This window comes from Mesorhizobium sp. M0029, from assembly GCF_040323735.1.
Taxonomy (GTDB): Bacteria; Pseudomonadota; Alphaproteobacteria; order Rhizobiales; family Rhizobiaceae; genus Mesorhizobium.
The window spans coordinates 367706-391762 of the sequence record NZ_JAMYVF010000003.1 but is presented as its reverse complement, the minus strand read 5'-3'; the positions used below and the strand labels follow the sequence as shown (position 1 = coordinate 391762).

General features: G+C 63.1%; 25 protein-coding genes. 14 read left to right on the top strand and 11 right to left on the bottom strand.

Annotation, left to right across the window (positions count from 1 at the left end):
• Positions 1 to 45 precede the first annotated feature (45 nt).
• The 3 genes from NKJ76_RS07905 to NKJ76_RS07895 form a co-directional block, all read right to left on the bottom strand.
• Entirely contained in the window at positions 46 to 1290 is a 1245-nt protein-coding gene (locus NKJ76_RS07905) for a caspase family protein (RefSeq protein WP_352537178.1), read from the bottom strand.
• Positions 1291 to 1346: 56 nt separating this feature from the next.
• Positions 1347 to 2453, bottom strand: a complete 1107-nt coding sequence (locus NKJ76_RS07900) for an OmpA family protein (protein WP_352537144.1) — start codon at positions 2451 to 2453, stop codon at positions 1347 to 1349.
• 139 nt (positions 2454 to 2592) lie between these two features.
• Entirely contained in the window at positions 2593 to 3234 is a 642-nt protein-coding gene (locus NKJ76_RS07895; protein ID WP_352537143.1) for a ThuA domain-containing protein, read from the bottom strand.
• Between the two features lie 257 nt (positions 3235 to 3491).
• Here NKJ76_RS07895 and NKJ76_RS07890 point away from each other — a divergent pair, with 257 nt between their 5' ends.
• Positions 3492 to 4136, top strand: a complete 645-nt coding sequence (locus tag NKJ76_RS07890) for a YjbE family putative metal transport protein (protein WP_352535444.1) — start codon at positions 3492 to 3494, stop codon at positions 4134 to 4136.
• Positions 4137 to 4149: 13 nt separating this feature from the next.
• Here the strand turns inward: NKJ76_RS07890 and NKJ76_RS07885 are convergent, their stop codons facing one another.
• Positions 4150 to 5535, bottom strand: a complete 1386-nt coding sequence (locus tag NKJ76_RS07885) for an FAD-binding oxidoreductase (protein ID WP_352537142.1) — start codon at positions 5533 to 5535, stop codon at positions 4150 to 4152.
• A 225-nt stretch (positions 5536 to 5760) separates the two neighbouring features.
• Between NKJ76_RS07885 and NKJ76_RS07880 the strand changes: the two genes are divergently transcribed.
• Positions 5761 to 6783, top strand: a complete 1023-nt coding sequence (locus tag NKJ76_RS07880) for a LacI family DNA-binding transcriptional regulator (protein ID WP_352537141.1) — start codon at positions 5761 to 5763, stop codon at positions 6781 to 6783.
• On the opposite strand, the gene NKJ76_RS07875 is transcribed toward NKJ76_RS07880, so the two are convergent.
• The 3 genes from NKJ76_RS07875 to NKJ76_RS07865 all read right to left on the bottom strand — a co-directional run bounded on the left by NKJ76_RS07875 (position 6764) and on the right by NKJ76_RS07865 (position 9931).
• Entirely contained in the window at positions 6764 to 7750 is a 987-nt protein-coding gene (locus NKJ76_RS07875; protein WP_352537140.1) for an alpha/beta hydrolase, read from the bottom strand. The two genes, NKJ76_RS07880 and NKJ76_RS07875, sit on opposite strands and share 20 nt — an antisense overlap.
• 14 nt (positions 7751 to 7764) lie before the next feature.
• Positions 7765 to 8913, bottom strand: a complete 1149-nt coding sequence (locus NKJ76_RS07870; protein ID WP_352537139.1) for a Gfo/Idh/MocA family protein — start codon at positions 8911 to 8913, stop codon at positions 7765 to 7767.
• 256 nt (positions 8914 to 9169) lie between these two features.
• Complete coding sequence (locus NKJ76_RS07865) at positions 9170 to 9931, bottom strand: DeoR/GlpR family DNA-binding transcription regulator (protein ID WP_023714870.1); 762 nt, start codon at positions 9929 to 9931, stop codon at positions 9170 to 9172.
• 163 nt (positions 9932 to 10094) lie between these two features.
• On the opposite strand from NKJ76_RS07865, the gene NKJ76_RS07860 reads away from it, so the two are divergent.
• The 9 genes from NKJ76_RS07860 (at position 10095) to NKJ76_RS07820 (ending at position 18950) form a co-directional block, all read left to right on the top strand.
• On the top strand, positions 10095 to 10895 hold the full coding sequence (locus NKJ76_RS07860; RefSeq protein WP_023667906.1) for a beta/alpha barrel domain-containing protein: 801 nt from the start codon (positions 10095 to 10097) through the stop codon (positions 10893 to 10895).
• 3 nt (positions 10896 to 10898) lie between these two features.
• Positions 10899 to 11849 carry a PfkB family carbohydrate kinase gene (locus tag NKJ76_RS07855; RefSeq protein ID WP_352537138.1) on the top strand — a complete coding sequence of 317 codons (951 nt, stop codon included), beginning with the start codon at positions 10899 to 10901 and terminating at the stop codon, positions 11847 to 11849.
• 89 nt (positions 11850 to 11938) lie between these two features.
• The gene (locus NKJ76_RS07850; RefSeq protein ID WP_352537137.1) at positions 11939 to 13084 is read left to right on the top strand and encodes an ABC transporter ATP-binding protein; all 1146 of its coding nucleotides are present in this window, start codon (positions 11939 to 11941) and stop codon (positions 13082 to 13084) included.
• Between the two features lie 115 nt (positions 13085 to 13199).
• Positions 13200 to 14447 (top strand): ABC transporter substrate-binding protein, encoded by a 1248-nt coding sequence (locus NKJ76_RS07845; protein WP_023709986.1) that lies wholly within the window; start codon positions 13200 to 13202, stop codon positions 14445 to 14447.
• A gap of 139 nt (positions 14448 to 14586) precedes the next feature.
• Positions 14587 to 15483 carry a carbohydrate ABC transporter permease gene (locus NKJ76_RS07840; protein ID WP_023682645.1) on the top strand — a complete coding sequence of 299 codons (897 nt, stop codon included), beginning with the start codon at positions 14587 to 14589 and terminating at the stop codon, positions 15481 to 15483.
• A gap of 4 nt (positions 15484 to 15487) precedes the next feature.
• On the top strand, positions 15488 to 16330 hold the full coding sequence (locus tag NKJ76_RS07835; protein ID WP_023686993.1) for a carbohydrate ABC transporter permease: 843 nt from the start codon (positions 15488 to 15490) through the stop codon (positions 16328 to 16330).
• A 40-nt stretch (positions 16331 to 16370) separates the two neighbouring features.
• Positions 16371 to 17192, top strand: coding sequence for a sugar phosphate isomerase/epimerase family protein (locus NKJ76_RS07830; RefSeq protein ID WP_027050140.1), 822 nt, complete (start codon positions 16371 to 16373; stop codon positions 17190 to 17192).
• 4 nt (positions 17193 to 17196) lie between these two features.
• Positions 17197 to 17922 carry a ribulose-phosphate 3-epimerase gene (locus tag NKJ76_RS07825; RefSeq protein WP_027050141.1) on the top strand — a complete coding sequence of 242 codons (726 nt, stop codon included), beginning with the start codon at positions 17197 to 17199 and terminating at the stop codon, positions 17920 to 17922.
• The gene (locus tag NKJ76_RS07820) at positions 17922 to 18950 is read left to right on the top strand and encodes an ROK family protein (RefSeq protein ID WP_023823540.1); all 1029 of its coding nucleotides are present in this window, start codon (positions 17922 to 17924) and stop codon (positions 18948 to 18950) included. Before NKJ76_RS07825 ends, NKJ76_RS07820 begins: the two co-directional genes overlap by 1 nt.
• Before the next feature lie 77 nt (positions 18951 to 19027).
• Here NKJ76_RS07820 and frp read toward each other — a convergent pair whose 3' ends face one another.
• The 3 genes from frp to NKJ76_RS07805 form a co-directional block, all read right to left on the bottom strand.
• Positions 19028 to 19360 carry a fluorescence recovery protein gene (frp, locus tag NKJ76_RS07815; protein WP_352537136.1) on the bottom strand — a complete coding sequence of 111 codons (333 nt, stop codon included), beginning with the start codon at positions 19358 to 19360 and terminating at the stop codon, positions 19028 to 19030.
• 75 nt (positions 19361 to 19435) lie between these two features.
• Complete coding sequence (locus tag NKJ76_RS07810; protein WP_023729215.1) at positions 19436 to 19711, bottom strand: hypothetical protein; 276 nt, start codon at positions 19709 to 19711, stop codon at positions 19436 to 19438.
• 96 nt (positions 19712 to 19807) lie between these two features.
• Positions 19808 to 20719, bottom strand: coding sequence for a LysR substrate-binding domain-containing protein (locus NKJ76_RS07805; protein WP_352537135.1), 912 nt, complete (start codon positions 20717 to 20719; stop codon positions 19808 to 19810).
• A gap of 102 nt (positions 20720 to 20821) precedes the next feature.
• On the opposite strand from NKJ76_RS07805, the gene NKJ76_RS07800 reads away from it, so the two are divergent.
• The 3 genes from NKJ76_RS07800 (at position 20822) to NKJ76_RS07790 (ending at position 23018) form a co-directional block, all read left to right on the top strand.
• The gene (locus tag NKJ76_RS07800) at positions 20822 to 21460 is read left to right on the top strand and encodes a DsbA family protein (RefSeq protein WP_352537134.1); all 639 of its coding nucleotides are present in this window, start codon (positions 20822 to 20824) and stop codon (positions 21458 to 21460) included.
• A gap of 52 nt (positions 21461 to 21512) precedes the next feature.
• A complete protein-coding gene (locus NKJ76_RS07795; protein ID WP_352537133.1) occupies positions 21513 to 22121 on the top strand; it encodes an NAD(P)-dependent oxidoreductase in 609 nt (202 codons plus the stop codon).
• A gap of 165 nt (positions 22122 to 22286) precedes the next feature.
• A complete protein-coding gene (locus NKJ76_RS07790) occupies positions 22287 to 23018 on the top strand; it encodes an SDR family oxidoreductase (protein WP_352537132.1) in 732 nt (243 codons plus the stop codon).
• Here NKJ76_RS07790 and NKJ76_RS07785 read toward each other — a convergent pair.
• Positions 22969 to 23901 (bottom strand): LysR family transcriptional regulator, encoded by a 933-nt coding sequence (locus NKJ76_RS07785; RefSeq protein ID WP_352537131.1) that lies wholly within the window; start codon positions 23899 to 23901, stop codon positions 22969 to 22971. The genes NKJ76_RS07790 and NKJ76_RS07785 overlap by 50 nt on opposite strands.
• Positions 23902 to 24057: the final 156 nt, after the last annotated feature.

Here is a 24057-nt window from a genome sequence, read left to right as displayed (position 1 = left end):
TGATGAGATTTCATTGAAATCTGATCCAACCCATTGTTGGCGGTCTCATTTGCAGCCGTTTTGCGCCCATTTGCCGAGTGCCACCTTGAAGCGCGTGCCCAGCGGGTGTTGCAGGCGCAACACCGAGGCATCATTGGTGACGTAGGTCTTGGCCTGGTCGCACAGCCGCTCCTCGGTCCATTGATGACAGTTGCTGCACTGGTTGTCCCAGACGGACTTTTCCAGGCCCTCGACCGGACTGAAGTGCGGCTTGCCCTGGATGAGTTGGGCGATGCTCTTGCCGTCGATCGCCGGGTCGCCGAAATTGACCGGAACATCGAAAAGGATTGGCGCGTCCGAGCCCAGCTTCGGAATTTCCTCTCGCAGCTGTTCCAGCGCCTGCTCGCCGGCGTCCGTACCCGGCGGATTGGCGGCCGCGCCGGTGCGCGCCTGCGTATCGCCTTCGGGCGCAGCCGGGCCGGAATCGCCGACGATCAGCGGCGCCTTGAGATCGACCTTGTGAAGCACGACATCGGTGGTCAGCGAAACGTTGATCCAGGGCCGCTGGCGTCCGGCTGTGGCCTTGAACACATCCGACGTAACCCGGTTCATCGCTTCGGTGATCGAGACGTTGACCTCGCCGATATGGGCAAGCAGCGCCGCCGAAAATGGCGAGTGCTCGCCCGGTCCGTCATAGGCGAGCTGGTTGGGACTGGCAGCGAAGGCGACCAGCGTGCCGGCGCCGCCATTCTCGATCGGTATTTCGGCAAGGCCGCTGCTTGCCGTGCTGTCGCCGCCAGTCTCCTTGGCAAGCACATCGGCGAGCGGGTTGTCGCGGCAGGCGTCGAGGAACACCAGCCTGATGCTGGTCTCGCGCGACATCTGCCGCAGGATGAAATCCACCTGCACGGCTTCGAAGTCGAGCGAGGTCTCGTCCTCCAGCGCCGCATCGACAGCCAGCAGGAAATTCCTGCCCGAGACCTGCAGGCCATGACCGGCATAGAAGAACAGCGCGATATCGGCGCCACGCACCTGCCTGGCGAATTGCGCGATCTTTTCCTGCGTCTGCGCCTTGGTGAGATCGAGGCCGGAGACGATTTCGAAGCCCAGCCCCTTCAGGCGATCGGACATTGCCTGCGCATCGTTCACCGGATTGGGCAGCACGGGCGCATTCTGGTAGTGGGAATTGCCGAGCACCAGGGCGATGCGGCGTTCGGCACTGGCCGCGGTCATGGTAATGGTCATGGTCAACGCAAGCGCCAGCACCGCGAGGCCGATGCCGCGCATGAAGTTGCCGCAACTTGCAATCATGTCCAAACGCACCGGATTCCTTTTCGGTTGACGGGCCTTCTCAGTTAAGGACCGGCTCAGTTGGCGAGCGGCGTGGCGGAGAACTCGATCCGCCGGTTCAGCGCCTTGTTCTTCGGCGTATCGTTCGGCGCCACCGGCTTTTCCTCGCCATAGCCGGAAGCCGTGATCTGCGCCGATGGAATGCCCGCAGCGATGATCGCGTCGGCGACCGCCTTGGCGCGCCGTTCCGACAGGTTCTTGTTGGCCGTCGGCGAGCCGTCGGAATCGGTATGGCCCGAAACCTCGACCTTCAGTTTCGGACATTTGCCGACGACGCCGACCACCTCGGCCAGCAGCGGGCGGCTCTTTTCATCGAGCCGAGCGCTGGCTGGGCGAAAATAGACGGCGCCGGTGCGCGACAGCACCTCGAACCTGTTCAGGCATTCATCGTCGCTGAAGGACGTCTTGCCTGCATCTGTGGCGACCGGCCCGGCATCGGCTGGGGCTGCGGCCGCGACGGCAGGCGTGGCCGCAGGCTTGGCGCCATCAGCGGCGAAGACGAAGTCGAACGACACCGAAGCCGTCGGGACGATGCTGCTGACATTGGCCGCCTGCTGGAGTTTTTCGATGTTGGGCAACAGGCCGAAATCCTCGACATGCACGGCGACCGGCGCCTCCGAGGCGATCGACACCATGCTGTCGGTGATCATGGTGACCACGACATTGGCCTCAAGGTCCTTGTCGACGCCGTGCAGGCTCAGGCGAAACGGGATATGCGCGCTCATGCGCCGTTTGGTGGCGAGATCGGCAAAAGCGGCGGGATCGACTTTCGCCGTCACTTCCGCCGTCGGGAATTTGAAGGTTTCGAAGAACAGGAAGCGCATGCGGACATTGCGAAGGTCGATACCGGTGTCGACCGAGTTGAGGTCGAACGTGACCTTGGCGGCGCCATCCGATGTCAGCGTGCCCGAGAGGTTCCTGATCTTGTTGGTTTCGACAATGGTGTTCTTCTTCACCGATTGATAGGTGAGTGTCGAATTCGCCGGATCGAGCGTCCAGTTCAGCTGCGCGTTGGCCGCCTGCGGCGCAAGCAGCAACAGACCGAACACCACGACCACCAGAGCGGGCGGACGCCAGCGCTGCGACGACTTTCCATGCCTTACTAATCCGACGACCCCGAACATGCATGTCCCCCGTGACAACACATTTCAGTTGCGATGACGGCGGTCGAACGCCGTGACCTCAGCCAGCATAGAGCGTTAGCCGCGGCTTAGCGAGTAGCGGAGGCGTGATATCGCCGTTGCTTGCTCGGACAGGCCCCGGTTACCGGCTGGCCCACAGCACCCCACGCTCGAAGATGGTGCGCATTTGCGGGACGGAAAACTCATCCGCGGTGTGGCCGAGCGCGCTGAAGAAGACGCGGCCCTTGCCGTAGCGGCGCTTCCAGACCACGGGCATGACGACGCCGTCGATGAAGTCGAGATGCTCACCGCTGAACGTCGTCGTCGCCAGCACCTCGTTGCTCGGGTCGACATGCATGTAATACTGCTCGGAATGGTAGGCGAAACCCTCGATACCCCTGACGATCGGATCGTCGCTGATGATGTCGACACGGTAGTCGATGATGTCGCCGGGGTGCGCGACCCATTGGCCGCCGGTCATGAACTGATAGGCCGGCTCGTTGCGAAAACTGTCGCCCATTGTGCCGTGGAAGCCGGCAAGGCCGGTTCCGCCGCTGACGGCGGCGGTGAGGTTTTGCAGCTCCGGTTTCTCGATCGTCGACATGGTGATCACCGGCACGACCAGATCGATGACCGGGAGCTGCGGATCGGCGAGCGCGGATGTGCCCTCTTCTATCCGCACCTCGAAGCCATGCCCGGTCAATATCTCGCTGACGACAGCGGCGCTGCGGGCCGGCGTGTGACCCTCCCATCCGCCCCAGAAAATCAGTGCCGTCTTGCTCATGCTCGTCTCTCCTTTGGTCGGCAATATTGATAGGCAAGCGGAACGCTTTTGTCTTCCCTTCCATGATGGGCATTCTGGGACGGGCATTTCTGGTCGGAAATCACGACCCGGCGATGAATTCCGTGGATGAGGACCGATTGGCCGCGCTGGCGTCTTGTTTCAATGCCGGGCTGCACTCAAATCAGCTGTCTTCGCGTTTGCGCAGACATCGGTCCGATCCGCCGCAACCAGCCGGAGCCTTCCGGGGAGACCGCTCTATGAGTTTCGACCAGACGACTGTCGCCGCCTATCTGGAAGTCATCACCATCAACCTTGTGCTGTCTGGCGACAATGTCGTGGTGATCGGCATGGCGGCCGCAGGCCTCGCCAAGGCGTTGCGGCAGAAGGCGATCATCGCCGGCATTGCCGCGGCGGCGGTGATCCGCATCGTCTTTGCGGTGATCGCGGTGCAGCTGCTGGAAATTCCTGGGATCATGCTGGTCGGCGGCATGCTTTTGTTCTGGGTGTGCTGGAACATGTTCCAGGAGTTGCGCTCGGCCGGCGACGGCGAGGACGTCGACACTGAAGCCGCAGCACTTGCGACGGCGCGGCCGGCCAAGGCGCTGCGCACCGCGATCCTGCAGATCGTCGTCGCCGATGTCTCGATGTCGCTGGACAATGTGCTGGCCGTGGCGGGCGCCGCCGCCCACGACATGAATGCGCTGGTGTTCGGTCTCATCCTGTCGGTGGTTCTGATGGCGGTCGCCTCGACGCTGGTGGCGGCGCTGCTTGCCAGGTATCGCTGGATCGGCTGGCTCGGTCTGGCGATCATCGTCTATGTCGCGGGAAATATGACTCTGGACGGCGTCGAGCAGATGAGAACGGTCGACTTCCACGCGCTGCTCTCGCCAGTTGCAAGCTAGATCCTCCTGGCGATCAAATGATATCGAAAATCCGCCCTGGGTTGAGAATGTTGTGCGGATCGAACGCCACCTTCAGCCGGCGCATGGCTGATAGTTCGGCGTCGCTGCGCACGAGGTTCAGCCATTTCTTCTTGTCGAGGCCGATGCCGTGCTCGGCCGAGACGGCGCCACCGCATGCCGCCACGCCGCGATAGATGATCTCATAGGCGGCCGCCGGTTCCGTGGTGTCGACCTGATAGTGCAGATTGCCGTCGCCGAGATGGCCGAAGACGTAGATCTCGGCGCTGCTGTCGACGGCGTGGATCGCGGCTTCGGCGTTGCGCAGGAAATCCGCCATGGCCGCCAACGGGATGCTAATGTCGACGCCGAGCATTCCCTCGATCGCAAACAGGAATCGGTTGGCCCCTTCGCGCACATCCCATAGCGCACGGAATTCGCGTGGCGACTGCGAGACGACCACGTCGTCGACGATGCCGTCCTCGACCGCCTGCATCAGCACCGAAGCGAAACGCTCGCCGTCCAGCTCGGCCTGGCTGCCCTGGATCTCGGCCAGCACATAGACGGGCGCGCCGACAGGCAGCGGCGCCGGCGCGGCCATGCCGGCAATCATGGCGCCGTAGAGCGGCGAGAAGTTTACCTCATAGGCCGAAAGCAAGGGCCCGAGCCGCTGCTTGAGCAACCCCAGCAACGCAATCGCCGCCTCCAGCGAGCCAAGGGCGCAAAAGGCGGCAACCTCGGTGGCGGGCTTGGGATGCAGCCGCAGGCAGGCGCGAGTAACCACGCCCAGCGTGCCTTCGCTGCCAATGAAAAGCTGGTTGAGATCGTATCCCGAATTGTCCTTGGCCAGGCCACGCAACGAAGTCAGGATCGAGCCGTCGGCAAGCACGGCCTCCAGCCCCAGCACCTGGGCGCGGTACATGCCGTAGCGCAGCACGCGAATGCCGCCAGCATTGGTGGCGATGTTGCCGCCGACCGTCGCCGTGCCGCGCGCGCCGATATCGACGCCGAACATCAGGCCGGACGCATCGGCCGCTTCCTGCACCATTTGCAGCGGCGCGCCGGCTTCCGCGATGATGGTTGCCGCGGCGCGGTCGGGCGCTTCGACCGCGGTCATGCGCTCCAGCGACAGCACCGCTTCGCCCGGCTGCACGCGCGCGCCGCCGGCCAGCCCGGTGCGGCCGCCATGGACGACCAGCTTCTGGCCGATACCACTGCATAGGCGCAGGATTTCGGCGACGTCGGCGGCGTTGCGCGGACGCAAGACCAGTTCGGGCTGGCCGCCGCCCTTGCCGGAGAGGTCGTCGCCATAGCGCGGATCGATAGCATCGCCGATCACAATCGCGGCGGCATCGAGCCGACGATATAGCTGGGAAAGAAGCCGATCGATCTGTTGTGTCATGGTGCCTGGACTTTTCAGCGCTCTTTGTGACCGAGACTTTGATGCGCGACAATTTTCGCGTCAATTGAACAAATTTACGCACGGTATAATCTGTCATTGCGCGTTGAACCCACTGACGTTTCCTGTAAATTTCGTCTGCCGTTGCGTGGCGGACGCGCCGGCTGCAGGACCGTGGGCAGCGTCAAGGGATGACCGAGGTTCTGGCGCGTGCCAGACGAGGATTGAATGCCAATGACGCACAAGACGATGGAGGATTTCGCCCGCTCCTGCGGCGTCTCCAGGCCGACGCTGTCGAAATATTTCGACGATCCGACCAGCGTCAAGCCGGCAACGCGCAAGCGCATCGAAGAGGCGTTGCGGTCGTCCGACTACCAGCCCAATCTGTTTGCCCGCAACCTCAACCGCAAGCGCACCCGCGCCATCGGCATTGTCGTACCGACGGTCACCGATCCCTTCTATTCCGAAATGGTCAGCCGCATCGAGCTCAGGCTGCGCGACGAGGGCTACTGGCCGATCGTCATCTCCTCGCATGGCTCAACCGAGCTCGAAATGGAGGCGACACGTACCATCCTGTCGCTGAAAGTTTCGGGCGCGCTGATCGCGCCGCTCGGCTTGCGCTCGGACCGGCGCACGCTGGAGAAGCTGACCCAGACAATGCCGGTCGTCTATTTCGATACCTATCTCGAAGGCGGCACGCCCTTTGTCGGCAACAACAATGCCCAGAGTGTCTCGACCATCGTCGACTATCTCTGCCGCTCCGGCGACGCCCCGGTCTATTTCGATATCCCGCATGTCAATCACAATTCGCCGGAGCGCCTGAACAGTTACATCGCCGCGATGCATCAGCTTGGCCAGGACCCGGTGGTTATCGGCAACACCCGAGACTACACATGGGATTTCGAGCGCATCGGCTACGAGCAGATGGAACAGATGCTCGGGGCCAGCGGCCTGCCGGGCAAGACCATACTGTGTGCGAATGACCGCCTGGCTTTCGGCGTGATGGCGGCAGCCTTCGCGAAAGGGCTGAAGATCGGCCGCAAGGCCGATTGCGACCTGCGTATCGCCGCCCATGACGACCATCCGCTGAGCCGCTACACCTGCCCCGCACTGACCACCATCGCGCAGGATTTTGCCGCCATGGCGGGGCGCAGCGTCGAGACATTGCTCGCTTTGCTCAACGAGGATAGGGCGAACGTCGCGCCGAAGGTCAGCCTTGACGCCGCCCTGGTCATGCGTCAGTCCGCTTGAAATTTCCAAAGGCGGGATCGAAGCTGAGCCACGCGGCAATGGCGGCGGCAACCGCCTGTCTCGCTGCCGGGCCGTGACGGCCCATAGAGACGAAGCCGTGGATCTGACCGGGCCAGTGTTCCAGCACGACCGGCACGCCGGCCTCGTGCAGACGCCTGGCATAGGCCTCGCCCTCGTCGGCGAGGATGTCGTGACCGGCGATGGCGATGAAGGCGGGCGGCGCGCCGGCGAGGCTATCCGCCTTCAGCGGTGAGATGCGCCAGTCGACGATGTCGGCGGCGTCGCGGATGTAGTGATCTCGGAACCAGGCCATGGTCGAGGCGGTCAGGCCAAAGCCTGCGGCGAAGCGGCGATAGCTGTCGGCCGTCTGCCCGGCATCGGTGTTGGGATAAAACAGAAGCTGCGCTGCCGGCGGATTTTTGTCCCCCCGCGTGAGCAGGCCGAGCACCGTGGCGAGATTGCCGCCGGCGCTGTCGCCGGCAACCGCGATGCGGGCAGCGTCGATGCCGAGTTCGTCCGCGGCGCTTTGCATGAAGGCAAGTGCCGCTCGGCAATCCTCTATTGCCGCCGGGAATTTGTGTTCCGGCGCCAGCCGGTAGTCGACGGAAACGACGACAGCGCCTGCCTCGTTGGCGAACCAGCGGCAGATCTCGTCATGCGAGTCGAGATTGCCGATCACCCAGCCGCCGCCATGGAGATAGAGCAGCGCCGGAGCGCCTGCCGAAGGCGCGCCCTGCCCGCGATAGATCCTGAGCCTAAGTGGTCCGCCGGGTTCGGCGACGATGCGCTCGCTGAGTGCTGCGACCGGCTCACGCTCGCCTTGCAGGTTTGGGAAGCCCTCATTGTAGGCAAGGCGCGCCTGTTCTGGCGTTCCCGTTTCGAACGGCGGCGCACCGGCTTGGCTGCCGAGCTCGAGCACATGCCGGGCCTCCGGATCGAGTGTCGGCAGGGACGGTGGCGATGTCACGGACGAACCTCCCGTCAGGCAAGCAGGGTTGCCGCTTCCTCTTCGCCAAGCAGCGGCGGCTGATCGACCGTGCCGTTGATGGCAACCGAGCCACGGCTTTCGCCCGAAGCCAGGATCGCCTCCATGATCTCAAGCACATGCAGCGCCAGCTCACCGGAGGCGCGCGGCTTTCTGCCCGTGGCCAGCGCGCCCGCCAGATCGGCGACGCCGAGCATGCGGTAATTGGCACGGTCGGGCGCCACATAGGGCCAGTTGCGGGCGCCGTAGAGTTCGTTCTCGCTGGCGAAATCGGCCCAATCGGCGCCACGTTCCGACAGCGAGACCGTGCCGCCGAACGTGTCGGGATCGGGTAGCCTGAGCGAGCCTTCGGTGCCGTGCAGTTCGATCGGATGGTTGGAGTGTTTGAACACGTCCCAGGAGGCGCCGAAGGTGACGGTGGCGCCGGAACGGAATTCGAGCAGCGACATTATGTTGGTCGGCGTGCCGACCTTGAATGTCGTGTTCTTGAACGGCCCGTCGGCCGTGATCAGCCTCTCCTCCTGGCCGCGCGTCGCCGTCGCCATGACGCGCTCGACCGGCCCGAGCAGATTGACCAGCATGGTCAGGTAATAGGGACCCATATCGAAGACCGGGCCGCCACCGGGCTGATAGTAGAATTGCGGATTGGGATGCCAATGCTCCATGCCGCGCCCCATCATGAAGGCAGTGCCGGTCACCGGCTTGCCGATGGCGCCGTCATCCATCAGCCGGCGTGCCCGTCGGCCGGCGGCGCCCAGGAATGTGTCCGGCGCCGAGCCGATCAGCAGGCCGCGCTTCGCGGCCTCGGCGACAAGGCGGCGGCCGTCGGCGGCAGAGGTTGCCAGCGGCTTTTCGGTGAAGACATGCTTGGCCGCCGAGAGCGCTGACAACGAAATGTCGAAATGCGCCGCCGGGATGGTCAGGTTCAGCACGAGGTCGATGTCGGGGTCGGCGAGCAGCGTGTCGACGCCAATCGCTCGGATGCCGTATTCCCTGGCGCGCAGCTCGGCCATGTCAGCGGAAATGTCGGCGCAGGCGCGTAGCTCGACACCACCGAAGAGCGCTGCATTGCGCAGATAGGTCATCGAGATGTTGCCGCAGCCGATGACACCGATGCCGAGCTTTGTCTCTGATTTTCCGTGCATTTCCAGCTTTCCTCCGAAGCCAAGGGCATGCTGCGCGAACCGTTGCAGTTCCCACGATCCCCCCGCAATCCGCTATACAGGATTTTAAATATTGACGCGCGTAAAATTTTTATAGAACTTGTGAGAATTCTGGGGCGCATTGGGAGGCCGCCAGCGTGAGGAGGAGAACATGACCGGCATCAAAAACGGCCGACGGCCGCTGCGAAGCCCGTGGGTCATGCGCGCTTTCCGTCGCGCATCAGAGACCGGGATGGGTTCAGGCATAGATCACCTTGGCCCCGATCCTATCAAGCTCGTTGCGTATTGGACCGGGCAGGCCATCGTCGGTGATCACCACGTCGACGGCCGACAGCGAAAATGCCTTGGACGTCCCGCCGACGCCCCATTTGCTCGAATCGGCGAGCAGGACAACGCGCCGGGCCATGCGAACGAGGTTTCGCTTCGTCCGCGCCATGTCTTCGTTCACGTCGACCACATCCAGTGACGAGTCTATCGCATGCGCCCCAACAAAGACCTGATGCGCTACCAGGCCGCCGAGAGCCGTATCGGCATCGGTGATCAGCGTGCTCACCGTGTCGGGATAGACTCGGCCGCCGATCATGTGAACGTCGAGCCCGGGACGATGCATCAGATGCTGCACGATATTCATGGCCGTGGCGGCGACCACGACATTGCTGAGCGGCGGTAACTGCATGGCAAGCTGCATCAAGGTCGAGCCACCGTCGAAGATGACCGACTGGTTGTCCTCGAAAAGGTCGAGCGCCGCCCGGGCGATGCGCTTCTTTGCGTCGAGGTTCGTTTGCATCCGCCGGGCGAACGCGGCAGTCGTCGAATCGGTGGTCCGGGTCACCGCCCCTCCACGGGTCTTGGTCAGCAGTCCCTTGCGGTCCAGTATTTCGAGGTCGGAGCGCACCGTGACCTCCGACACGCCAAACCCGTCCGACAGGTCCTTGATGCGAACCTGTCCGCTGCGTTGCACCTCACCCAGGATCGATTGGCGTCTCTGCTCCGACAACATTGCCCTGCCCTTGTCTTCCCGCGCCACGCAATCGCCCTGGCCTTGGCTCACCTTACCGAGAAATATGGAGATTCGAAAGCTTTCGAAAGATTGTTTTTCTTTTTTCTTTCGGAAACACTGGATCGAACATTTTTAAATCAACCGATCAGGGAATTTTGCACTCATGAGCCTAGGAACCAAGGTGCGTCTCGCGCGCCTCTTCTCGCATCCATCGGGGAACCTTTTTGGCGGCGCGGTCGACCACTTCGTCGGCTATGGCGACGTGCGCAAAGGCGGCCTTGCCGACCTGCCGGGTGCGCTCGCACGCGTCATGGCGGGCAAACCCGACTACGTCAGCATCCAGCCTGGCACCGCGCGCCATCTGTGGCCGCAATATGCGGGCAAAGCTTCCCTGGTGATTCAGGCGGGCTGCTTCACTGCGGACGATCGCATCAGCGAGTTGATCGCGACGCCCGAGGATGCGGTGCGGGCGGGCGCCGATGCGTTGGCCGTGGCCATTCCGGTGCGCGGCGCGACGGAGGGCAAATACATACGCTGGCTGACCGATTCGGTGAATGCAGCAGCCCGCTACGGCATGCCCGTGGTGGCGCATATCTACCCTCGCGACTTCACCGATGGGGCAAAAATCGTCTTCACCCCCGACGAGATCGCCTACGCGGCGCGCATCGGCTACGAGTCCGGCGTCGACGTGATCAAGATCGGCTACACCGGGGATTTCGAGTCATTCAAAGAGACCGTCCGGACCTGCCCGGTGCCGGTTGTCATCGCGGGGGGGCCAAAGACCGATACGCTGCTCGGCGCGCTTCAGCAGACGGCGGACGCCATCCGTGCCGGCGCGCGCGGCGCCGTGGTAGGCCGCAATCTCTGGGGGCACGGCGATCCGGAGAAGGCAGCGCTTGCCTTTCGCGGCGTCATCCATGACGGCCTTTCGGCGCAAGACGCCTTGGCGAAGGCGGGCGCCTGAACGATGCCCACCGTCCCCGCCACCCTCGGCTTCGGCGCTATTGCGATAGACGACATCGTCTACGTCGATCAGCCATTGTCGGCGGGCAAGGGTAAGGTTCTGCAAAGTACCCGCGCTTTCGGGGGAAATGTCGCGACGGCGCTTGCCGCCGTCGCGCGGCTCGGCGGAACCGCCGGGTTCGTCGGATGGCTGGCCAGTGCCGCGGACGACGCCGTTCTGCTCGATCTCGTGGCGAGCGGTATCGAAACCGCATTCGCGCCGCGCCATCCCGACGCGCGCCCGGTGCACTCGCGGATCACCGTCGGCTCGGATGGGGAACGGTTCATCGCGTATGACGACGATGCGATGCTGGGCACCGCTCCGGACTTTCCGGACGATATCCTCAGCCGCGCGACCGTCCTGATCGTCGATAGCTATGCGACCGGGTCGCTGGATGTCGTGGCTCGGGCTCGCGATCTCGGCCTTGCGATCCTGGGCGACATCGAATGGAGCAGCGGTCCCGCCACGGAACGGCTGATCGCGCTCTGCGACCATCTCATCCTTCCACTTAGCTTTGCACGCACTGCCACGGGGCGCCGATCGCCTGCCGAGATGCTCGATGCCTTGTGGTTGCCATCGCGGTCCGCGGTGGTTCTGACCGATGGCGGCAGGGGTGTGTACTATCGCGGCCGTGAAGAGACAGGTCTCTGGCACCTGCCCCCGCACCGGGTTGCGGTCGTAGACTCCACAGGCGCGGGTGACTGCTTTCATGGCGCCTATGCCCATGCGTTGACGCGCGGAGCCGACACCGCGGGCCGGGTGGCATTCGCGGCCGCGGCGGCGGCCGTTTCGATAACTGGGCGTGGCGGGCGCGAGGCGCTTCCGACCGAGGACCAGGTCACGCAACTCCTGGCATCGGCGAACGCGCCGTCAGCAGTCGACCTGAAAAATGCGCATGCCGATGCTGGACCATGACCTGAAACGATCCGAGGAAACATTTCGCAGGCGAACACAAGCCCAGGAGAATTATAAAGATCAGGGGTTATACTTGTGGAGGGAGGAATATGGCAGAAGTCATTCTTGAGAATATCTGCAAAACCTACGGGAACAGTTTTCGCGCAATCGACCAGTTGAACCTGTCGGTCAAGGACGGCGAGTTCTTGATCCTCGTCGGGCCTTCCGGCTGCGGCAAATCCACGGCGTTGCGAATGATCGCGGGGTTGGAAGACATCACCAGCGGCAGCCTTCGAATCGGCGGGGTCGACGTCGTCGACATGCCGCCCAAGGACCGCGACATCGCGATGGTGTTCCAGAGCTACGCGCTCTACCCGCATATGACAGTATCCGAAAACATCGCCTTTTCGATGCGGCTGGCAGGCAAGCCGAAGGCCGAGCGCAAGAAGCGCGTGGACGAGATCGCTAAAACTCTTCAGCTGACGTCTTTGCTGGACAGCAAACCCGCGAATCTTTCGGGCGGACAGCGTCAACGGGTTGCCATGGGCCGCGCCATGGTGCGCGAGCCGGCCGCCTTTCTCATGGACGAGCCGCTTTCCAATCTGGATGCGAAACTGCGTGTGCAAATGCGCGCCGAAATCACCAGCCTGCAGAAGCAGCTCGGCGTCACGACCATTTACGTGACCCACGATCAGATCGAAGCGATGACGATGGGCGACAGAGTCGCGGTGTTGAAAGGCGGTGTGCTGCAGCAGGTCGACACACCCAAGAGGCTCTATGAATCGCCGGTTAACGCCTTCGTTGCCGGCTTCATCGGCTCTCCTTCGATGAACCTTTTCGAGGCGACCCTGAAGGGCGGCGAGCTCGCTTTTCGCGACTTCGCCGTCCGGCTGCAGGATGCAGCCTTCGTGCGCAGGCCGGCCTTGAGGTCGTATGCGGGGCGCAAGGTCGTGTTCGGGATCAGACCGGAGGATCTTTATGACAGCAGCCTTGAATCCGGTCGCAAGTATCAGACGATACCGGCCAGGGTGACCTCGATCGAGGAACTCGGCTCCGAACAGATCGTCCACATGAACATCGACGCGGTCCGGGTGGACTCCGGCGATCCGGATGCGGTGGACGATTTCGGCCTGGCGTCGAACGCGGTGGCGAGGTTCGAGCCGATCAGCGCCGTCCGCTCCGGCTCGGAAATCCGGTTGGCCGTGGATGATGCCAAGTTCCATTTCTTCGATCCCGAAACGCATCTGGCGATCTGAAGATCTGCGGAAGACCGCGGGCGGGAGCGAGGTGCCTGCGGAAGATACAAGAAGGCTTCTGAATGAACAGACGATCGTCCGCATTGTGCGGCCGATCTTGAAGAAGGAGGAGAAAATGATGTTTCGGATACGACCCGAGATGCTGAAAATAGCCGCGGCCGCATGGTTGCTTGGTGCAACCGGCGCCATGGCGGACACGACGCTGGAATTCACCCAATGGTGGGAGCCCGAATTGCCGGCGGGATCGCTCAGGGCAATCATGAACGACTTCGAGGCTGCAAACCCCGGCATCAAGGTGACGCTGGTCAGCGGTCCCTATGCGACCACGCGAGACCAGATCTCGGTCGGCGCCGCAACCGGAACGCTCAGCGACGTCGTCGGTCTCGACGGCGCCTGGGTGAACAATCTGAACGCGCAGGGTGCGCTAGCCGACATGAACCCGATGATGGATGCGAGCGGGTTCGACAAGACCCAGGTCGCGGATATCATCAAGGTGGACGGCAAGGCGGTGATGTTTCCCGTGGCTTCGTTCGTCTATCCGGTCTTCGTCAATCTGGACCTCGCCGCCCAGGCAGGCGTCACCAAGCTGCCGTCGACCCGCGCGGAGTTTCTCGAAGCCGCCAAGAAGATGACCCATGCCGACAAGAACCAGTATGGCTGGGTGCTGCCGCTGTCGCTGCAAACGCCGTCCGGTGTCCAGAACGACCTGATGTCGTGGGTCTGGGCCTCGGGTCAATCGATGATGGTTGAAGGCAAGCCGGCTCTCGAGGGCAAGCCGGTCGTCGATATGCTCACCTTCGTCAAATCGCTGAACGACGCCGGCGTCATCTCGCCCGGCATTGCCACCAAGACCGAGCAGGAAAAGGTCGAGGAATTCGTCAACGATCGGGTCGGAATGATGATCGACTCGCTCGCGCATGTGAATCTCATCCGCAAACGCAATCCCAAGCTGAACTTCGACCTCATCCCGGTCCCAGTCGTGGCGGACTACAACGGCAAGCGCGGCCTTCCCTATGCCTCCTGGGGCATCGGCATCTCTGCCGCCTCGAAACATCAGGATGAAGCCTGGAAGCTCGTCCAATATCTGATGAGTGAAAAGGTGAATGCCAAGCTCGTGTCGCTTGCAAACGCCTTCCCGGGGAACGTCAACGCCAAGCCCGATTTCGTGACCTCGGACAAGGCTTTCGCCAAGGCTTTCGAAATCTTCAAGACCGGCTATCTCGCCAACGAGTTCACGGGCCTGCCGGTGGCTGAAGACCTGATGACCCAGTTCGACGTGGAGGCTCAGAAGATGCTTGCCGGCGAGCAGTCTCCGGAACAAGCCGCAACCAACGCTCAAAAGGGCTGGATGGCGAAATTCTGAGCGGCCCATTGCCCGTTTGCTATCTTCCACCGGGTGGCCCGGCCTCGGCCAGGCCACCCGTCAACAACGGATCGCAATTTGAGATGGACCTGTTTTTGAAGCGCACCTTCCTCCTGAAGGCACATCCCAGGGGTCGCACATGACCGGGCAGAAGCGCTCCCACCATCGACTGAAACGAGCGGTCGCACCCTATCTCTATCTGTCACCATCGCTCCTCATAATCGGCCTTCTGATGCTGCTGCCGATGGTGACGGTGATTGGCTATTCGTTCCAGAACAGCGCGGTGCTGCGTCGCGACCCGTCCTTTGCCGGACTGAAACACTACCAGGCGATCTTTGCCGATCCGGTGTTCTGGGCCTCGCTGTGGCACACGCTCTACTTCACCTGCATGAGTGTCGTCTTCCATATGACCATCGGCATGCTCTTCGCACTCATGCTGAACAGCGACCGCATCAATCCGACGCTGCGCAACATTCTGCGCGTGCTGTACATACTGCCCTGGCTGTTCACCGCGGTAATTATCGCGGTGATCTGGCGCCTTCTGCTTGAGCCGAATGGTGTCGTGAACAGTGTTCTCATGCAGATGGGCATCATCGGTTCCAAGGTCGAGTGGTTTTCCTCGCCCGCGACCGCGCTGCACGCCGTCACCTTCGCCAATATCTGGGCGGGCTACCCGCTTTTCATGGTCAGCCTGCTCGCAGGCTTGCAGGGCATTCCCAAGGATTTCTACGAGGCCGCCGATATCGACGGCGCGAAGGCCTACCAGAAGTTGATCTTCATCACCATTCCGCAGCTGATGCCGATCATCATCAGCATCTCGCTGCTCGACTTCATCTGGACCATGCAGGTCTTTCCATTGATCTGGATAACGACGGGTGGCGGTCCGATCTACTCGACCGAGGTCCTCAGCACCTACACATACAAGCTGGCGTTTTCGAGCTACAACCTGTCGCAGGCCTCGGCGAGCGCCGTGGTCATCCTGCTGATCTCTCTCGGCCTGACGCTGTTCTACATCCGCTATCAAAAGGCTCGGTAGTCACATGAGGAAAATGCACACGCCCAAAGACAGGCTGATCACCGCCGCGCTCCATGTCGCGCTTGCCGCAGGGCTCTTTTTCGCGGCCTTCCCGATCTACTGGATGCTGAGCAGCTCGTTCAAGTCGAATACCGAAATCTTTGCCCTGCCACCAACCGTCCTGCCGAAGGCCTTCACGCTGGAAGCGTATGCGGCCATCCTGGGCGACCCGGTAAAGCTGCGCTTCTTCTTCAACAGCTACTTCGTGGCCGGAGCGGTGACCGTGCTGACGGTGCTGATCGCCTTGCTGGCGGCCTATGGGTTCAGCCGTTTCAATTTCCGCGGCAAGGGCAGCCTCAACACTCTCATCATCAGCACGCAGACGATCCCGCCGATCACGCTTTTGATCCCCTTTTTCGGGCTTGTCGTCTCGTATGGCATCTTCGACACCTATGTCGCGCTGATCCTGACCTATCTGGTGTTTACGCTGCCCTATGCGATCCTGCTGATGACGGGATATCTGAACACCTTACCCCGCGACCTCGATGAAGCGGTGGCTGTCGACGGCGGCACCAGTTGGACCGCGCTGTGGCGGGTGATCGTGCCGATTTCACTGCCCGGTATCGTGGCGACGTCGGTCTACACCTTCCTGTTGTGCTGGAACGAATTTCTCTTTGCGCTGACGCTGACGAAGTCAACGTCCATGCGCACCGTCCCGATCGGCATCCAGCTGTTGATGGGACAACACGCCTTCGAATGGAACCAGATGATGGCGATGAGCGTGCTCGGCTCGCTGCCGCTCCTGGTCATCTACCTGGTTGCCCAGAGGTTCTTCCTCGCCGGCATGACCGCAGGGTCGGTCAAATAGGATGTCCCTCCAACGGAGAGTGGAATCAAGAAACGAAAGGATGACCGTGAAAGACCTGAAAGTCGGTTGCCAGACCTTTACCTGGGAAATGCTCGGCGACCGTTTTGCCGGCAGCCCGGACGATCTGCTCAAGGCGATCGCCGATGGCGGCTATGCCGGCATCGAGATCACCGACACGATGATCGGCCGCTATGCCGGCAAGCCAACGGAGTTCGCCGCCGCGCTGAAGTCATCCGGGCTGACGCTCGTCTCCTTCGCCTTCGGCTCCAAGAGCGGTTTCACGCTTAGGGATGAGATCGGCGCCGACCTGGAGACCGCCAAACGCTGGATCGACTTCGCCGCCGCCTTTCCCGGCGCGCTGGTGTCGATGGGCTCGGCCACGATCGTTTCCGACGGGCCGCGCGACGACAAGTTTGCCATCGCCGCCGAGGTCTACAACAAAGCCGGCGAGCTCGGGCGCGAGGCCGGCGTCCAGGTCGCGGTGCATCCAAGCTCGCATCACAACACGCTGCTGTTCGACCGCGCCGACTATGATCGCATCTTCGGGCTGGTCGACGCCTCGCTGGTCGGCTGGGTGCCGGACACCGGCCACATCTTGCGCGGCGGCCAGGACATGGCGGATACGCTCACCACTTATCGCGACCGCATCCGCTATGTGCATCTGAAGGATGTCGACGCGAATGGAACCTGGGCGATGCTCGGCAAGGGCGTCTGTGACACGGCGAAGGTGATCGAGATCGCTGGTGCTGCACCCAATTTCAACGGCTGGCTGGTGCTGGAGGAAGAGTCCGAAACGGCCGCCGCCGACCCTGCCGGCGCCGTCAAAACCAACCGCCAGACAATGCGCGGCTACGGAGCCTGAGACGATGACGACGAACAAGCCCCTGTCCGGCCCCGCCGCAATTGCCGCCCTGCCGCGCAACCGGCTTATCGGCGAGTTTTCGCTGTGGTCGGCCGACCTCGCCAATATGGAGCGCGATTTGAAGCGCATCGAGACCCATGCCGATGTCCATCATATCGACGTCGCCGATGCCCGCTTCACCCCTGGCTTCCTGTTCTTCCCGGACCTGGTGGCGCACATCGCCAAGCTCACCGCAAAGCCTATCCATGTCCATTTGATGGTCGAAGCCGAGATCGTCGAGGAACAGACGCGCCAGTTCATCGAGGCCGGCGCCGACCTGATCAGTGTGCACGCCGAAAACGGCGAGACCGGTCTGCGCGCCGTGAAACTGGCGCGTGAACTCGGGGCCGAGGCCGGCGTGGTGCTGCGGCTGGAAACACCGGTCGCGGCCGTCACGCCCTTCCTGCCGGAAGTGGCGTTCGTGACGCTGCTCGGCACTTCCATCGGCGTCAAGGGCCAGAGCCTGTCCGATCAAGCGTGTCCGCGCCTGATCGAGGCGCGCGCGCTGATGCGCAAAGCCGGCCGCGAGGCCGACATCGTGCTCGCCGCCGATGGCGGCATCCGCCATGAGACAGTGCCTTTGCTGCGCGCCGCAGGTGCGCAGACCGTGGTGCTGGGCTCGCTGGCCTTCGGCGATCCCGACCTTGCCCGGCGCATGGCCTGGCTGCACGGACTGGAGGTCGCCGCCTGATGAACAAGATTGCGCTCGCCTTCGATCTCGGCGGCACGGCGCTGCGCGGTGCGCTGGTCGAAAGCGATGGCAATATCGTCGCCCATGCTTCAGCGCCGACGCTTGCCGGTGCGGGATCGGAGGCGGTGATCGGCCAGATCGTCGCTCTGGCAGGCACGCTGCTTAGGGAACACCCGCAGGCAAAGGTCGCCGGCATCGGCGTCGGAGCACCGGGACCGCTCGACCCCAAGGCGGGGATCGTGATTGCGCCGCCGACGCTGGCCGGCTGGCACGACGTGCCGCTGATCGACATTCTGGGGCAGCATTTCGGCTTGCCGGTGCGGCTGGAGAATGACGCCAATGCGGCGGCGCTCGGCGAATGGCGTTTTGGCGCCGGACGTGGCAGCGGATCGCTGGTGTTCGTGACCGTATCGACCGGCATTGGCGGCGGCGTCGTCGCCGATGGCCACATCTATCACGGCAGGCGCGGACTGGCGGCCGAGATCGGCCACATGACCATCACCGGTGAAGGCGACCGCTGCTTTTGCGGCGCCATCGGCTGCTTCGAGGCCGTTGCCTCCGGAACCGCGCTCGGCCGCCGCGCCACGCGACTGACCGCGCCGGGCGACGGCTCGCTCTTACGACGGCTGTCAAATGACGGCGACGTCTCGGCCAGGCATGTCGTAGAGGCTGCCAAGGCCGGCGACGCCAACGCTCTCGACCTGATCGAGGCGGAAGCACAATGGCTGGGCATCGGCTTCACCAACCTGCTTCATCTCTATTCGCCCGATCTGATTGTCATGGGAGGCGGCCTTTCCAACGGGTTCGACCTTCTGGCACCGTCGATCAGAGCGGTTATCCAGCAGCGGGCGATGCCGGCCTATCGCGACGTGCCGATCGTGCAGGCTGAACTCGGCGACCGGGCCGGGCTGATCGGCGCCGCCAGCCTGATCCTGTGGGAAGGCGAACCGGGTGCGCCGCTGGCGATGGCGCAGGACGACAAGGACAGAGGCGCGACAGCCGATGCCACGGAGGCACGCCATGGCTGAACTCGAGCTGCGCGGCGCGCGCGAAGATGGTGAATGGTCCAGTTTGAATGCAGCGCCAAGGTCCCCGAAGAGGACCCCTACCCTTCGCGATTCCAGCTGGCGTATTTTCGGATCGTTTGCCGCTTGTCTTCCGACAAGCCAAGGAGATTCTCCTCGAGATAGCCTTGCCGGATGAGATTGGCGAAGACCTGTATTAGCTGTGAATAGCGATAGTCGAACATCTGGTTGATCTTCCGTCGCTGCTGCCGCAGAAAGTCTTCGACATCCCATATTTCGGAAGGCGTTGCCGCAACGTGGGCCCTGCTCTTGAGTTCAGCCAACGTCTTGTCGAGCGCCACCTTCAGCGCTGCGTCATAGGCAGTGCGGGCGACTTTCTTTTCGGACGGAGACCATTTCTCACCAGCGGTCATCGACTGTCTCTATCGTGTTCGCGGCGGCCGTCATCCGGTAACCCTGGGACGCAGGACCCCGCCTTTGGGACCAATCTACTTTCCGCAATGGTGATCGTTGACCTTGTTCAGCGCATTCGCGTCCGGCCCGACCCGGTCGTAAGAGCACGGGCCGGCCGCCGTGGTGATCAGCATTTTGTCATAGTAGCGCGGGCCGCCGAACAGGGCGTAGATGAGGTCGCGATGGGCGGGGACGTAGCGTTCGGGTTCTGGCTGACGATGGCGATGCTTGTCTTTGGCGACAGCCGCTGTGGACAGGCTGCAGCCGACAGCGAGAGCGAGCATGCAGGTCGCAAAGATCTTGGTGGTCATCGGCAGTACCCCTTCTGACGGTTCGGAATCGCAGCATATCCAAAAGCGCCTGCCGAACAAAGGTTCCCTCGCCGGCATTGCCGGCCGGTGCCGAAATCAGCCCGCACTGCGCGCGCGCCGCCGTTCGGCTGCAACCAGGAGGTCGACGAAAGCGCGCACCTTGGCCGGCCTGAAGCGCGCCGGCGGGAAGACGGCATGGATGCCACCGGACGGCAAGGTCCAGTCCGCGAACACCCGCACCAGCCGGCCGCGCGCAATGTCGTCGGCGACACTGTAATCCGGAAAGATGCCGAGGCCGATGCCGGCCAGCACGCAGGACAGCACGCCTGGTGTCTTGTCGCAGCTGACGACGGGGTTGAGTTCGGCCAGCACCGTTTCCGTGCCCCTCGAGAACAGCCATTGGCCGACCCCGCGCAACTGGGCGTTGCCGACCCAGGGCAGCGACTTCGCCTGCCTGGGGCTGGCTTCCCCAGGCAGCCTGGCGGCCAGTTCCGGGCTGGCGACGACGAATTGCTGCAGGCTGCCCAGCCGCCGCGCCAGATTGCTGGAATCGGCAAGCCAGCCGACGCGGATGCCAAGATCGATCTGCTCGTCGACCAGGTTGCTGACCGCATCGTCGAAGATCGTCTCGACCCGCATTTTTGGGTATTTTCTGGTGTAGGCGGCGATGGTCGGCGCCACGACCTTCTCGCCATAATCGAGCGGCGCCGTCAGCCGCAGCGTCCCCGTCGGCTGCGCCGCTCGCTGCGAAATGTCGCCATAGGCTGCCTCCGCCTCGCGCAGGATGATCGCGGTCCGGTCATAGAACAGACGACCCTCTTCGGTCGCCGTCACGCGCCGGGTCGTGCGCCGCAACAGCGTAGCGCCAAGCTCTTCTTCGAGCTTGCCGACCTGATGGCTGACCACAGCCTTGGCAACATCGAGACGGTCGGCAGCGGCCGTGAACGAGCCGGTCTCCACCACGGTGGCGAAGTAGACGAGCCGATTGAGATTGAGGAGTTCGGTCACAGGCCACTCATTGTCTGATTTTATCAGACAGTTTGTATGATTGATCGCCATTTTTCGCAAGCGGTCCAGCTGTCATCTATCGGGCAACAGAATGAGGCCGCCATGACCAATGCAACCCTAACCTATCTTTTCGACCCGCTCTGCGGTTGGTGCTATGGCGCCACGCCGATGCTGGATCGACTGGCCGCCGGCGGGACCGCGCTCCAACTGCTGCCGGTGGGGCTTTTCTCCGGTGCCGGCGCGCGGCCGCTGGATGCAGGTTTTGCCGCCCACGCCTGGGACAATGACCAGCGCATCGCGCGGCTGAGCGGACAGCGCTTCAGCCAGGCCTATCTCGACAATGTGCTCAATGTCAGCGGCACCTTGCTCGATTCTTCCGCTGCCACCATGGGCATCAGCGCCGCCGGACTGGACGACTGGCGCCAGCGACTTGCGGCACTGAAGGCGATCCAGCATGCCCGCTATGTCGACGGCCGCGATATTGTGACGGTTGACGGCGTCGCCGCGGTACTGGCCGACGCCGGCATGAGCGACGCGGCAAAGCTTTTGAAAGCGCCGACGCAGGTGTTTCTGGCGAAGCATGACGACCTGGTCAGCCGCGGGCGGACATTGTTCCAGCGGCTGCATGCCAATGGCGTTCCCGCGCTGGCGGTGATCGGCCAAACGGCGCCGCGCCTGATCGGCGCCAACGCGCTGTTCGGCAGCTACGACAATCTCGTCGCTCACATCGAGGCGGCGTAGTCCCAGAAATTCTCCCCAGATGAAATTCTCCCCAGACGAAAGGAAAATCCCCATGAAAATCGCACTTATCGGCGCGTCCGGCCAGGTCGGCTCCCGCCTGCTTAAGGAACTCTCCGATCGTGGGCACAACATCACCGCCATTGCCCGGCATCCAGACAAGATCGCGGCACTTCCGGGCGTGACTGCCAAGAAGGGCGACGTCTTCGACAAGGATGGCCTTGCCGCCCTGATCAAGGGTCATGACGCGGTGATCTCCTCGGTTCATTTCCTCGACAGCGATCCCGATACGCTTATCGCAGCCGTGCGTGCTTCCGGCGTCAAACGCTACCTCGTCGTCGGCGGCGCCGGCAGCCTTGAGGTTGCGCCCGGCAAGCGCCTGGTCGACACGCCGACCTTCCCCGATATCTACAAGGCCGAGGCGCAGAAGGGCGCCGACTTCCTCGACACGCTGCGGACGGTCGACGATCTCGACTGGACCTTGCTGTCGCCTTCGGCGCTGTTCGTCGCCGGCGAGCGCACCGGCAAATACCGCATCGGCAAGGACACGCTGCTGACGTCAGACAAAGGCAGCAGCATTTCCTTCGAGGACTATGCCATCGTCATGGCCGACGAGATCGAAAAGCCGGCGCATATCAAGCAGCGCTTTACGGTCGGCTACTGAGTGCACTTCATTGACAGGCGGGCCACTCGACGGAGCGGCCCTCGTCGGTCCCTATCGACGATAGTGCCATCGGAGCCTCCGATGGCACTATCGCTTTCTTCCGTTTCCACTGCTGCCGCCGGTTTGCGAACTCTCATCCGGAGCGGTTCAGGACAGGAACGGAACATGGCAGACATCGCAAAATCGAAAATCATTATCGTTGGCGGCAGCTCCGGAATGGGGCTGGCGTTGGCAAGGCGGTGCCTGGTCTCAGGCGCCGAAGTCATCATAGTCGGCCGCAGTGAAGCCAGGCTCAAGCGTGCCGGCGAGGCGCTGCAGAACCCTTCCGGTTTGAGCGCCGTCGCGGCCGATGTTGCAAGGGAGGATCAGGTCGCTGACCTGTTCAGGCGGATTGGCCGGCTCGACCATATCGTCAGCACCGCCGCCGATATCGAAGGCGCCTATGAGTTATTGCCTGCGATCGACCTGAAGGCGGCGCAGAGAGTCGTCGAAAGCAAATTCTACGGGCCGCTGCTGCTCGCCAAGCATGGCGCGCCGCAGCTTTCGGCCAACGGCTCCATCACCTTCACCTCAGGCATTGCCGCCTACCGGCCGGCGGCGCGCGGCTCGGTCGTTGCCGCTGTCAACGCTGCGCTGGAAGGGTTGGTGCGGGCGCTGGCGGTCGAGCTGGCGCCGGTCCGTGTCAACGCCGTCTCGCCGGGCTGGGTCGACACGCCGATCTGGAGTTTTGTGGCCGGCGACAAGAAGGACGAGACGCTCGATGCAATGGCCAGGCGCCTGCCGGTCGGCCGCGTCGGACAGCCGGACGACATTGCCGATGCCATCGCCTTTCTGATGGGCAACGGTTTTACGACAGGGACGGTTCTGCATGTCGAGGGCGGTCACCGGCTGATCTGAGCGCAGCGAAATTCCTGGCCGCGGCCGCCAGCAGCAGTTTCAGCGCCGGCGGCTGAACCCGCCGGCGGCGCCAGATCAGGACCAGCGACGCCGTGCGGGCCGACCCCGGCCACGGCAATTCGACGATCTCGCCGCGATCGAGCGCGTCGGCAACGGCCAGCCACGGCACCAGGCCCATGCCGACACCAGTCGCCACCAGGCCCGCAATGGCGCCGATGCTGCCGACTTCGGCGGCAAGTTCTGGCGCTGCCATCTCGGCAAAGGCAGTGTCGAACAGATGCCGGTAGACGCATCCGGTTTCCGTCACCACGAAACGCATCGCGGCGAGCGCGGCCAGGTCGCTCTGCCCCGATGCGGGCGCATGTTCGGGTGAGGCGACAAGGACCAGCGGCTCGGCCGATATCGTGCGCCGGGCCAGACGTTCGTCCAGACCGCCTTTGTCGAAACAGAAGGCGACGTCGATCTCGCCTTCTTCGAGCTGCCGCAGCAGGGCATCGCTGCCGGCGATTTTGAGCCGCAGACCGATCTCCGGGTGGTCGCCTCGAAAGGCCGCCAGCCATTGCGGAAGTTTGACAGTGGCAATCGTCTCCAGCGCGCCGACCGTAACCGTTCCGGCGGTCATTCCCGTCGTTGCCTCGACGGCAATACGCGCCTCCTCCGCCAGTTGCAGAATCTCTTCCGCATAGGGTTTCAGCGCGCCGCCGGCCGTCGTCAGATCGAGGCCGTGGCGCGAGCGGATGAAGAGGACGATACCAAGTTCGCTTTCCAGCGACTGGATCTGGTCGCTGACGCTCGACTGCGCCAGATGAACCTCCCGCGCTGCGCGGGTGATGTTGCGGTGCCGCGCCACGGCGAGGAAGGTCTTGAGCAATCGTGGGTGCATGCCGTTTCCGGATCTGGTCTCAGTCCGATATTTCGGGCTTGGCCGGTCCATTTGCAACCCTGGTCCATTTGCAACCCCGGTCCATTTGCAACCCATTGACGCCGGCGTCATCTGGTTGCGGCAGACCAAGGGGCCAGAATTTCGCGGCAATGACCC